This window comes from Bradyrhizobium sp. USDA 327 (genome assembly GCF_041262065.1).
In the GTDB taxonomy this organism is placed as follows: domain Bacteria; phylum Pseudomonadota; class Alphaproteobacteria; order Rhizobiales; family Xanthobacteraceae; genus Bradyrhizobium; species Bradyrhizobium liaoningense.
Map to the genome: position 1 here is coordinate 4668327 of NZ_JBGCCW010000001.1, position 12247 is coordinate 4680573.

Consider the following 12247-nt stretch of genomic DNA (forward strand, 5'->3'; position numbering starts at 1 on the left):
CCACGGCACGATGCTGAGAGAAGTATCACACAGGACGGTGGCGACGATCGCCACCGTCGCGGTGCTGACGGTCGCGCTTGCGGCGACCGTTCGCGCCGCGGATGACGCAACCGGCAATCCACTGCAGGCGCAGATCGACCATGGCAAGTCGACCTATGCCGAGAAATGCTCACACTGCCATGGCCCCAACCTGATGAACTCCGGCACCATCACGCCGGACCTGCGCGTCTTCCCCGACGACAAGGCGCGGTTCGTCACAACGGTCAAGAACGGCAAGAACAACAAGATGCCGCCCTGGGGCGACATCCTCAGCGACGACCAGATCGGAGATCTCTGGGCCTTCATCTCCAGCCGGAGGAAGCCATGACGGACCGTCGCGTTGCATGGAGCGTTGCGGCCTTTCTTTCCACGATGGCGACGGTCTGCTTTTGCGGCCGACGATCCCCTGAAGATCTGCCTCGACGAGGACCGGCCGCCGCTCTCGGTGCACCACCGCGGTCAACCGGAGGCCGGCTTCGACGTGCTGCTGGCCAAGGCGATCGCGGAGCGGCTCGGACGGCCGCTGGCAATCCAGTGGTTCGAGAGCAGGCTGGATGAGGATTCGAGCCCGCCGCTCGAAGCCAACGCGCTGCTCTCGGATGGGCGCTGCTCGCTCGTCGGCGGCTACGCGCTGACGCAGGACTCGCTCGTCGCCCCCGGGATGAAGACGGCGCGCTTGCCGGATTTCGCCGGGGCCACACGCGACGATCGGCGCCGCCGCGTCCCGCTGGGCGTGCTCGCGCCGAGCCGGCCTTACGTCTATTCGCCGATGACGGTGGTGCTCGGGCCGAAGGCCCGCGGCCGGAAGATCGGCGACATCGGCGATCTCGCCGGCCTTCGTCTCGTCATCGAAAGCGGGTCGCTCGGCGACGCCATCCTGATGAGCTTCGACAAGGGCCGACTGATCGACAGCATCACCCATCTCGTCCCCGGTCGCGACGACCTCATCGGCGCGCTCCAGCGCGGCGACCATGACGCGACGCTGATCGATCTTGCCCGCTTCGACGCCCATCGCGCCGCGCACCCCGACACGGCGATCACGGCGTCCGGCTACTACTACCCGATCGGGGCCAATCGCGGCTATGTCGGGCTCGCCAGCGATGGCGCGCTGATCGAGGCCGTCAACAAGGCGCTCGGCCAGCTTGCTGCCGAAGGCAAGATCGCCGAATTCGGCAAGCAGGCCGGCCTCACCTATCTGCCACCGCGGGAGCCAGCGATTCTGGGCGACGTCTGGACGCAAATCATTCAGCGGTGATTGCAAGGGCGCTGATGCCCCGGACGGCACGCAGTGACGCTCCGCAGAACCTGCGCCCGGTACGCCGCGCGGCGCAGCAGCGCACCGCTGTAGTCGCGTTGCGCTGCGTCCGGAGACGAACTCCCTGCGCGCTGCGCACGCATCATGCGCCAATCTGTCTCGCCTGCCGGCCATGCCCGGCGCCAGCCTGATGCAGTAGGTTCCGCAGAAATCCGGGAGAGAATCATGTCCGCCAAACTCGATCGCCGCCACTTCATCGCCGCCGGTACCGCTGCACTGGCGATGCCATTCGTCGTCCGCGGCGCCTCGGCGCAAGGCACGTGGCCGGCGCGGCAGATTCGCATGATTTGCAGCTATCCCGCCGGCGGACAGACCGACCTGCTCGCGCGCGCCTATGGCGAATTCATCTCCAAGCAGGTCGGCAAGACCGTCGTCGTCGAGAACAAGCCCGGCGCCTCCGGCGCGATCGGCACGGCGGAGGTCGCCCGCGCCGAGCCCGACGGCCACACCATCCTGTGCTCGATCTCGACGACCTACATCATGAACCGGGTGGTGATGAAAAATCCCGGCTACGACATGGACAAGGACCTGACGCTCGTCAGCGTCATTCCCGGCGCCGGCCTGCTGCTGGTGGCGAACCCGAAAACCGGGGTCAAGACGCTGGAGGATTTCGTCGCCTTCGCGCGCAAGAGCGGCAAGGTGAACTTCGGCACCTACAGCGCGGGCTCGGCCCCCCACATGACGATCAACGAGCTCAACAAGCAGTACGGCCTCAATATCGAGCCGGTCCATTATCGCGGCGAAGCGCCGATGTGGACGGGCATGCTCGAAGGCACCCTCGATGCCGCCATGGGCAGCTACACGGCCGCACAATCGGTGCTGCAAAGCGACCGCGGCACTGTCTTCGCCGTGCATTCGAAGAAGGTCGACGCGATCCCGAACGTGAAGACGTTGCCCGAACAGGGCGCGACGTCAAAATTCTTCACCGTGAGCGGGTTCACCGGCTGGGCCGTGCCGAAGGCGACGCCGCAGCCGGTGGTTGATCGCCTTGCCGAGCTCTGCGTCGCCGCCAACGGCGATCCGAAGGTGAAGGAGGTTCTCGCGACCTTCGTGCTCGAACCCGCAATCGGCTTCAAGGAAACCAATGCGCTGTATCAGCGCGAACTGCCGATCTGGATCGAGAGCGCAAAGTCGCTCGGCCTCGAGCCGGCCTGACCTTCACGCCATCGCCGGCACGCCGGTTGCTCCCCTTCCGGCCCGGAGTCCGACCAAAGCCCAGTGTCGGAGGCGCGTTTTCCCGCTATGATTGTACCCTTCTGCGGACAAGGAGGGCCGATCCCATGACACCGGATGCCGTTGCCGTCGCCGTTATGATCATCCTGCTCTTTCCGATGAGCTATTTCACGCTGGCATCGCCGGCCTTCCTGCTGGTGAGGCTCGATATCCAGCCCGTTGCCCAATTGCTGCGCGGAATGTTCAACGCTCATTTTCTGGTAATGCGCGTCGTCGGCATCATCGGGATGGTGGCTCTCCTCCTCGACGGTCGCCCGCTTGCTGCCGTTGGCGTCGGCATGATCGCAGCCCTGGCGATCTGGGGACGACGCCGCTTCATGCGACGGGTAGACGACCAGCTCAGCGCGAGGGACGCCGGGGATGCCGATGCCGCACGACGGTTGCGCCGGCTGCACTGGAGCGCGATGCTGGGGAACGCGGTGCTGCTGGTCGCTTTGGTGGCCGGCATTCCCTACATCGCAACGTCGGCATGAGCTTTCGCCGACGCCGCGCGAGTTGGCTCAAGACGTCTAAAGCATGATCCGGAAAAGTGCGCAGCGGTTTTCCAAAAAGATCATGCTTAAACAACAACCTAAAGCGCGATGACGATTCATCCTAATCGCATCGCGTTTAGTGCCCGCCCGAGTTCGCGGTGCCCTGCTGCGCCTTGTGGATCGAGGACGGTACCACGCCGAAATATTTCCGGAATACCCGGCTGAAATGCGATGAGCTGGAGAAGCCCCACGAGAACGCGACGTCGGTGATGGTCTTGCCGGCGTGGGCCTCGAGCTCCTGGCGGCAGTTCTGCAGCCGGGCCTGCCAGATGTAGTCGCTGACCGTGGTGCCGCGCTCCGAGAACAGCATGTGCAGGTAGCGCTTGGAGCAGCCGAGCTCGGCCGAGATCTGGTCGATGCACAGATCCGGATCGCGCAAGTGCTCGCGGATGAAGAATTGCGCGCGCACATACATCGCTTCGGGCCCGACACGATCGAACATCGTGTCGGCCTCGCGCAGCGGCAGCAACAGCAGGTCGATCAGGGAATCAGCGACGCCGACCGCGCTGTTCGCCGACAGCTTTGCCGCCTCGTCGAAGGTCGCATGGACGAAATCATGGGCGATCCTCCCCGTGCCGGTTTTTGAGGACAGCTTGCAGGCGGGCATCCGCTGCGACGGGAATCCGCGGTCGCGCAGCAGTGCCTTCGGCACGATCACCACGTCGTGACGCGTGAAGGCCGGGCTGATGATCGAATGCGGGCAGGAGACATCATAGGCGATGATGTCGCCGGGATTGATTTCGATGTGACGGCCTTCCTGTTCGAAATAGGACACCCCGTAGGTCTGGAAGTGGATCTTGATGTACGGGTGTTCATTGGCCTTGGCGCGCGCGAGCGTGTGCGCGATGCGATGCTGGCTCACCTCGATCTGGCAGAGCTTCAGGCGCGACACGCTGGTGTAGTCGATGCGACCTTCCAGCGAGGACGCCTCCAGCGGATCGACGTCGAAATGCCCACACAAGCTCGTCAGCCCGTCGATCCAGCTCTGGATCTGCCGCTTCGGCGTCATTCCGGTCGTCGAGAGCGTGTGAATTGTGTCGGACATTAATCCAGCCACTGGTTTGATCCGGAGATTCGACGCGAATCGCGACCAGCGCTGCCGGAGCCCTCAGCCGTGATTGCGTGACGTTTACCTCGAATTCGAGCGATCTTGTGGAACAGCGCCACCGTTCCATTGCCACCCTTGAGGTTTAATCCTCCGCCTTAGTTGCAGCGCCGTCAAGGGGAACCTGAGCGTTGAGCGCGGCCCGCCGCGGCGCGGAAACGACTGAATTCGCTACTGCAAAATCAAAATCTTTGCCCCCGTGCGCTGTCGAGCAAACCGGCTTCTCTCTTGGGCAAGTTTCCCAATGGCGAAGTGGTTAGGGATTGCCGCAGGAACAATAAGAACGGGCCGCTCCTGCACGTGGACCCGTGGCTCTCATCAGGAGGAGGAAACAGCACAGCATCGTTTCTGGTCCCAATCGCGACCGCCCTGCACGAGCTGACGCCGGACGAGAAGCCCGGTGATTGAGCAATGCTTCGGAAACAATAAACGAGACCAACGGAGGAATGACTATGCGCAAGGTGCTACTGGCGACCTATCTCGGCTCCGCGGCGGCTCTCGCCGTCGGCAGCGCTTCAGCCAACGACGAGCTGATCAAGATGTCGCAGAACCCGAAGGACTGGGTGATGCCGGCGGGTGACTATGCCAACACCCGCTATTCCAAACTGAACCAGATCAACGCTCAGAACGTCGGCAAGCTCCAGGTCGCCTGGACTTTCTCGACCGGCGTGCTGCGCGGCCATGAAGGCGGCCCGCTGATCATCGGCAACATGATGTACGTCCACACGCCGTTCCCGAACAAGGTCTACGCCATTGACCTTTCCAACGAGAACAAGATCGTCTGGAGGTACGAACCGAAGCAGGATCCGAACGTCATCCCGGTGATGTGCTGCGACACGGTCAATCGCGGCCTGTCCTACGGGGACGGCAAGATCATTCTGCATCAGGCCGACACCAATCTCGTCGCGCTCGACGCCAAGACCGGTCAGGTCGCGTGGTCGGCAACCAACGGCAATCCGGCGAAGGGCGAGACCGGCACTTCGGCGGCCCTGGTCGTCAAGGACAAGGTCATGGTCGGCATCTCCGGCGGCGAGTTCGGCGTGCAGTGCCACCTCACCGCATACGACCTCAAGACGGGCAAGCAGGCCTGGCGCGCCTATTCCGAAGGTCCGGACGATCAGATCAAGCTCGATCCCGCCAAGACAATGTCACTCGGCAAGCCGGTCGGTGCGGATTCCTCGCTGAAGACCTGGCAGGGCGACCAGTGGAAGATCGGCGGCGGCTGCACCTGGGGCTGGATCTCATACGATCCCGCTCTGAACCTCGTCTATTACGGGTCGGGCAATCCCTCGACCTGGAACCCGAAGCAGCGTCCCGGCGACAACAAGTGGTCGATGACGATCTTCGCGCGCGATGCCGACACCGGCATGGCGAAGTGGGTCTACCAGATGACGCCCCATGACGAGTGGGACTATGACGGCGTGAACGAAATGATCCTCACCGATCAGCAAATCAACGGTCAGCCCCGCAAGCTGCTGACGCACTTCGACCGCAACGGCCTCGCCTACACCATGGACCGCGAGACCGGCGAATTGCTGGTCGCCGAGAAGTACGACCCGAAGGTGAACTGGACCAGCGGCGTCGACATGGACAAGAACTCGCCGACCTACGGCCGTCCAAAGGTCGTCGCTCAATATTCGACGGAGCACGGCGGAGAGGACAAGAACACGAAGGGCATCTGCCCGGCCGCGCTCGGCACCAAGGACGAGCAGCCGGCAGCCTACTCGCCGGACACGCAGCTGTTCTACGTCCCGACCAACCACGTCTGCATGGACTACGAGCCGTTCAAGGTGAGCTACACCGCGGGCCAGCCCTATGTGGGCGCGACGCTCTCGATGTACCCGCCTCCGGGTGAAAGCCACATGGGCAACTTCATCGCCTGGGACAACAAGACCGGCAAGATCGTCTGGTCGAACAAGGAGCAGTTCTCGGTCTGGTCGGGTGCGCTCGCAACGGCAGGCGGCGTGGTGTTCTACGGCACGCTCGAAGGCTACCTGAAGGCAGTCGACGCCAAGTCCGGCAAGGAGCTCTACAAGTTCAAGACTCCCTCCGGCATCATCGGCAACGTCACCACCTATGAGAACAATGGCAAGCAGTACGTTGCCGTGCTCTCCGGCGTCGGTGGCTGGGCCGGCATCGGTCTGGCGGCAGGTCTGACCGATCCGACCGCCGGTCTCGGCGCAGTCGGTGGTTATGCGGCCCTCAGCAACTACACGGCACTCGGCGGTACGCTGACCGTGTTCTCGCTGCCGAACTAGGCCTCGCTCTGCATCGCTCCGGCGCGTGGATCAACTCCACGCGCCGGCTCGTCTCCCCCGGGCTCCTCGAGGAAAAATCTCTTGCGTAAAATCTGCTCTGTCATTGCTGCGATGATCTTGGTTGCGTCCGGAGGAATTGCGGTCGCGGACGGTCCGGGCGACCCCACCGCAGTGAAGAAGGAAGACGACGGAAAGTGGCTCGATAAGGAAGGGGTTCCGACCTACAAGATTTCGGCCGACGGCACCGTGGACTGGTTCACCTATTCCGGATACCGCCGCTATCATTCCGACTGCCACGTCTGTCATGGCCCCGACGGCATGGGCTCCACCTACGCGCCGGCGCTGAAGGATTCCGTCAAGAGCATGAGCTATGGCGACTTCCTGGGCGTGGTCGCCTCCGGCCGCAAGAACATCTCGACCGCGCAGGAGAACGTCATGCCTGCTTTCGGCGACAACCCGAACGTCGCCTGCTACATGGACGACCTGTACGTCTATCTGCGCGCCCGCTCCACCGAAGCATGGGGCCGGCAGCGTCCCGCCAAGAAGGAGGAGAAGACAGAGGCGTACAAAAAGGCGGAAGACGCCTGCATGGGCAACAAATGAACGTTACGAGGACTGCCGAGACCACCTCTTGGCGTCCTATGAGAATCTGAGGAGTCTTACTATGAAAACACGCGCCGCCGTCGCCTTCGAGGCCAAGAAGCCGCTCGAAATCGTCGAAGTCGATCTGGAAGGCCCAAAGGCCGGCGAGGTCCTGGTCGAGATCAAGGCCACGGGCATCTGCCATACCGACGCCTACACGCTCGACGGCTTCGACAGCGAGGGAATCTTCCCGTCGATCCTGGGGCATGAGGGCGCGGGCATCGTCCGCGAGATCGGCCCGGGGGTGACCTCGGTGAAGCCGGGCGATCACGTCATCCCGCTTTACACGCCGGAATGCCGGCAGTGCAAAAGCTGCCTCAGCCGCAAGACCAATCTCTGCACCGCGATCCGTGCGACGCAGGGCAAGGGCGTGATGCCTGACGGCACCAGCCGCTTCTCCTACAAGGGCAAGCCGATCTACCACTACATGGGCTGCTCCACCTTCTCGAACTTCACCGTGCTACCCGAGATCGCGGTTGCCAAGATCCGCGAGGACGCGCCGTTCGACAAGAGCTGCTACATCGGCTGCGGCGTCACCACCGGCGTTGGCGCCGTGGTCAACACCGCCAAGGTCGAGCCCGGCGACAACGTGATCGTGTTCGGCCTCGGTGGCATCGGCCTCAACGTGATCCAGGGCGCCAAGATGGCCGGCGCCGACAAGATCATCGGCGTCGACATCAACGATTCCAAGGAGGAGTGGGGCAAGCGGTTCGGCATGACCCATTTCGTCAACCCAAAGAAGGTCACTGGCGACATCGTCCAGCACCTCGTCGGCCTCACCGATGGCGGCGCCGACTACACCTTCGACTGCACCGGCAACACCACGGTGATGCGGCAGGCGCTGGAAGCCTGCCATCGCGGCTGGGGCACCTCGATCATCATCGGGGTCGCCGAAGCCGGCAAGGAGATCGCCACCCGCCCGTTCCAGCTCGTCACCGGACGCAACTGGCGCGGCACCGCCTTCGGCGGCGCGCGCGGCCGCACCGACGTGCCGAAGATCGTCGACTGGTACATGAACGGAAAGATCCAGATCGATCCGATGATCACCCACGTGCTCAAGCTCGAAGAGATCAACAAAGGCTTCGATCTCATGCACGAGGGCAAATCCATCCGTTCAGTCGTCGTGTTCTAGCTCGCAGACATCACACCAAGGAGGATCGACCCATGACTGTTGCACTCCATCCCTCAATCGACAACGGCATCAAGCAAGGCAGCGGCAACTTCGCCGGCGGCACGCTGGTCTGCAAATGCACGGACCATCCGGTCAAGGTCGGTATCAAGGGCGACGTCGCTCACAACCACGCCTGCGGCTGCACCAAGTGCTGGAAACCGCAGGGCGCGACCTTCTCCGTCGTCGCCGTGGTGCCGCGCCAGAACGTCACCGTGCTCGAGAACGGCGACAAGCTCCAGATCGTCGATCCCTCGGCGGTGATCCAGCGCCACGCCTGCAAGGCCTGCGGCACGCACATGTACGGCCGCATCGAGAACAAGAACCACCCGTTCTACGGCCTCGACTTCATCCATCCCGAATTGTTCCAGGAACAGGGCTCGCAGGCGCCGCAATTCGCCGCCTTCGTCTCCTCGGTGATCGAATCGGGCGTGAAGCCCGAGCAGATGGCAGGCATCCGTTCGCGGCTGAAGGAGATCGGGCTCGAGCCCTATGACTGCCTGTCGCCGGCACTGATGGACGCGATCGCGACCCATGTCGCGAAAGCCAAGGCCGCCTGAGCGGGGCCGCCGAGCCTTCGCCGGGTCCCCCATCCGCTCGCTGGCGCCTGCCGTTGCCAGCGAGCCGGACCGGTCGCCGTCCTGGGACCAGCGCGGTGATGCCGCCGCTTCTGCACCAGACATGCATGAGGGCCATCAGTTCCTCAGTCCTGGTCTCTGAATGACTGCGCAGGGCCGCCCGCCTCCCGCTTGAAGCTCGCGGAGCCTGCGTTTCTCCCTCCCTCGACTGAGGCATCCTGCTTCGTCCGCGCAGTTCCTGGCGGACGAAGCTTTTTTTGCTTGGGCCCGTTGCAGAGTCGCGCAGCGCGATGACCACGCCCTGCTTTTGACAAACCATCGATGCAATCTTTTCCCGGTGAGAACACTCGGCTGTGAACGCCGAGCCGGAGCGATCCCTGTTACGATCGCGCCGTCACGATGCCGCGCGAATACAATCAATCAAGAACAATACGGGAGGTATCGAGCACATCTCCAGACATCGCCATTGGCGTTCCTGCCCCTCCGGGATTTGCCCGCGCGGGACGACGGCGGAATGCGGCGAGACGACGCGTGAACCGTCGCCAACGGCGTCGGCAAACTTTGCATTTGGCATGCTTATGAAGAGCGAGGGACGATCATGATCAAGGTGAAGATCAACGGCCAGGAACAGAGCTGGGACGGCGACCCGGACCTCCCGCTACTCTGGTTCCTGCGTGACGAGGCCGGGCTGACCGGCACCAAATACGGTTGCGGCCAGGCCCTGTGCGGCTCCTGCACCGTCATCGTCGACAAGGAGGCCGTGCGGGCCTGCATCACGTCGGTGAACGACGTCGCCGGACGCGAGGTCACCACGATCGAGGGATTGCATCCCAACGGCGATCACCCGGTGCAGAAGGCCTGGCGCCAGGTCAACGTGCCCCAATGCGGCTTCTGCCAGGCCGGCCAGATCATGCAGGCCGCAGCCCTCCTGATGGACAACCCGAAACCTTCGCATGACCAGATCCGCGAGGCGATGTCGGGCAACATCTGCCGCTGCGGCTGCTACCAGCGCATCGAGAACGCCGTCCATCTCGCATCGACGGGAGTGTGACATGAACTTCATCGACAATCCCCGCAAGCTTCGCGGCTTCGAGAAGCATATCAGGGTCGAGAAGGTCTCCCGCCGCAGCATCCTGAAGGGGCTCGGCGTCACCGGCAGCTTCGTCCTCGCCGCCCCCGTGATGTCGCGCCAGGCGTTGGCCTATGAGACCGGCGCCGGCAAGATGCCGCACGGTGTCGTGGTCGATCCGCGCGTGTTCGTTTCGGTCGCCCCGGATGGCATCGTCACCATCATCGGGCACCGTTCGGAGATGGGCACCGGCGTGCGTACGAGCCTGCCGCTGATCGTGGCCGAGGAGATGGAAGCCGACTGGTCGAGGGTCAAGGTGCAGCAGGCCCATGGCGACGAGGTCAAGTTCGGCAACCAGGACACCGACGGCTCGCGCAGCACGCGGCACTATTTGATGCCGATGCGCCAGATCGGCGCCTCCGCCCGCACCATGCTGGAGCAGGCTGCGGCGAAGCGCTGGGGCGTGCCCGCGACCGAGGTCAAGGCGATCAACCACGAGGTCGTCCACAGCGCCAGCGGCCGCAAGCTGGGTTTCGGCGAGCTCGCCGCGGATGCAGCCAAGGAATCGGTGCCGAGCATCGAAGGTCTCAAGCTGAAGGATCCCAAGGACTTCCGCTATCTCGGCAAGGGTCAGGTCGGCATCGTCGATCTCCACGACATCACCACCGGCAAGGCGCGTTACGGCGCGGACGTCCGCTTGCCCGGCATGAAATATGCCGTGATCGCGCGCCCGCCCGTCACGGGCGGCAAGCTGGTCTCGTTCGATCCGGACGCGGCTCTCAAGATTCCCGGCGTCGAGAAGGTCATGCAGGTGCGCGGCTGGCCGTGGCCCTCGAAGTTCCAGCCGCTCGGCGGCGTCGCCGTGATCGCGCGCAACACCGGCGCGGCGATCAAGGGCCGCGACGCGTTGAAGCTGGTGTGGGACGACGGTCCGAACGGCAAATACGACTCCGTCGCCTATCGCAAGGAGCTCGAGGAAGCCTCGCGCAAGCCCGGCCTCGTCCTGCGCAAAGAGGGCGATGCGGACGCCGCCCTAAAGAGCGCCGACAAGGTGATCGTCGGCGAGTACTACATCCCGCATCTCGCCCATGTCGCCATGGAGCCCCCGGTCGCGGTCGCCAACGTCAAGGGCGACAAGGCGGAGATCTGGGCGCCGGTGCAGAGTCCCGGCGGCACCCGCGAGGACGTCGCCAAGACGCTGGAGATCCCCGAAGGCAACGTCACCGTCAACGTGACGCTGCTCGGCGGTGGTTTCGGTCGCAAGTCGAAATGCGACTTTGCGCTCGAGGCCGCCCTGCTGTCCAAAGAGCTCGGCGCGCCAGTGAAGGTGCAGTGGACACGCGAAGACGACCTCCACAACGGCTTCGTGCACACCGTCTCGGTCGAGCGGATCGAGGCCGGTCTCGACAAGAGCGGCAAGGTGGTCGCCTGGCGCCACCGCAGCGTGGCTCCCAGCATCGCCTCGACCTTTGCCGCCGGCACGTTGCATCAGGCCCCGTTCGAGATCGGCATGGGCCTTGTCGATATGCCGTTCGAGATCGCCAACATCTCCTGCGAGAATCCGGAAGCAGCCGCGCACACCCGCATCGGCTGGTTCCGCTCGGTCTCGAACATCCCGCGGGCCTTCGCGGTGCAATCGATGGTCGGCGAGATTGCGCAGGCGACCGGCCGCGACCAGAAAGACATGCTGCTCGAGCTGATCGGCTCGCCTCGCATCGTCAAGCCGAACGTGAAGGACCTTTGGAACTATGGCGAGCCCCAGGACAGCTACCCGATCGACACCGCGCGCCTGCGCAAGGTGGTCGAGCTGGTCGCCGAGAAGGGCGAGTGGGGGCGCAAGGTGCCGAAGGGCCACGGTCTCGGCATCGCCGTGCACCGCAGCTTCGTCAGCTACATCGCGACCATCGTCGAGGTCGCCGTCGACGACAAGGGCAAGCTGACGGTGCCGCGGGTCGACACCGCGATCGATTGCGGCACCTACGTCAACCCCGAGCGCATCGCCTCGCAGATCGAGGGCGCGGCGATCATGGGGCTCAGTCTCGCCAAATACGGCGAGATCACCTTCAAGGACGGCAAGGTGCAGCAGAAGAATTTTGACGACTTCCAGGTCGTCAGGATCGACGAATCTCCTGTGGTGACCAATGTCTACATAGTGCCTCCGGGGCCCGAAACGCCGCCGAGCGGGGTTGGCGAGCCCGGTGTTCCCCCGTTCGCGCCGGCCCTGATCAACGCGATCTTCGCGGCGACGGGAAAACGCATCCGCTCGCTTCCGATCGGCAAGCAATTGGAGGCGTGAAACGGAACACA

General features: G+C 63.9%; 10 protein-coding genes and 1 pseudogene. 10 read left to right on the forward strand and 1 reads right to left on the reverse strand.

Annotated features, from left to right (window positions below; translation table 11 throughout):
* The first annotated feature begins 10 nt into the window (after positions 1–10).
* The 4 genes and pseudogenes from ABIA42_RS21950 (at position 11) to ABIA42_RS21965 (ending at position 3060) form a co-directional block, all read left to right on the forward strand.
* Positions 11–367 (forward strand): cytochrome c, encoded by a 357-nt coding sequence (locus ABIA42_RS21950; protein ID WP_271533485.1) that lies wholly within the window; start codon positions 11–13, stop codon positions 365–367.
* Positions 364–1294: pseudogene (locus ABIA42_RS21955) on the forward strand (substrate-binding periplasmic protein). Before ABIA42_RS21950 ends, ABIA42_RS21955 begins: the two are co-directional and overlap by 4 nt.
* Positions 1295–1519: 225 nt before the next feature.
* Positions 1520–2509, forward strand: coding sequence for a Bug family tripartite tricarboxylate transporter substrate binding protein (locus tag ABIA42_RS21960; protein ID WP_370121263.1), 990 nt, complete (start codon positions 1520–1522; stop codon positions 2507–2509).
* A gap of 125 nt (positions 2510–2634) precedes the next feature.
* The gene (locus tag ABIA42_RS21965; RefSeq protein ID WP_370121261.1) at positions 2635–3060 is read left to right on the forward strand and encodes a hypothetical protein; all 426 of its coding nucleotides are present in this window, start codon (positions 2635–2637) and stop codon (positions 3058–3060) included.
* Between the two features lie 136 nt (positions 3061–3196).
* On the opposite strand, the gene ABIA42_RS21970 is transcribed toward ABIA42_RS21965, so the two are convergent.
* On the reverse strand, positions 3197–4165 hold the full coding sequence (locus ABIA42_RS21970; RefSeq protein ID WP_028177980.1) for a helix-turn-helix domain-containing protein: 969 nt from the start codon (positions 4163–4165) through the stop codon (positions 3197–3199).
* A 512-nt stretch (positions 4166–4677) separates the two neighbouring features.
* On the opposite strand from ABIA42_RS21970, the gene xoxF5 reads away from it, so the two are divergent.
* The 6 genes from xoxF5 (at position 4678) to ABIA42_RS22000 (ending at position 12236) form a co-directional block, all read left to right on the forward strand.
* Positions 4678–6483, forward strand: coding sequence for a lanthanide-dependent methanol dehydrogenase XoxF5 (gene xoxF5, locus ABIA42_RS21975; protein ID WP_271533748.1), 1806 nt, complete (start codon positions 4678–4680; stop codon positions 6481–6483).
* Between the two features lie 111 nt (positions 6484–6594).
* Positions 6595–7086 carry a c-type cytochrome, methanol metabolism-related gene (locus tag ABIA42_RS21980; protein WP_028177982.1) on the forward strand — a complete coding sequence of 164 codons (492 nt, stop codon included), beginning with the start codon at positions 6595–6597 and terminating at the stop codon, positions 7084–7086.
* Between the two features lie 61 nt (positions 7087–7147).
* Positions 7148–8257, forward strand: coding sequence for an S-(hydroxymethyl)glutathione dehydrogenase/class III alcohol dehydrogenase (locus ABIA42_RS21985; RefSeq protein ID WP_061883481.1), 1110 nt, complete (start codon positions 7148–7150; stop codon positions 8255–8257).
* 32 nt (positions 8258–8289) lie between these two features.
* Positions 8290–8853, forward strand: a complete 564-nt coding sequence (gene gfa, locus ABIA42_RS21990) for an S-(hydroxymethyl)glutathione synthase (protein WP_028177984.1) — start codon at positions 8290–8292, stop codon at positions 8851–8853.
* Positions 8854–9469: 616 nt separating this feature from the next.
* Complete coding sequence (locus ABIA42_RS21995) at positions 9470–9922, forward strand: (2Fe-2S)-binding protein (RefSeq protein ID WP_271533489.1); 453 nt, start codon at positions 9470–9472, stop codon at positions 9920–9922.
* Between the two features lies 1 nt (position 9923).
* Positions 9924–12236, forward strand: coding sequence for a molybdopterin cofactor-binding domain-containing protein (locus ABIA42_RS22000; protein WP_370121255.1), 2313 nt, complete (start codon positions 9924–9926; stop codon positions 12234–12236).
* Positions 12237–12247: the final 11 nt, after the last annotated feature.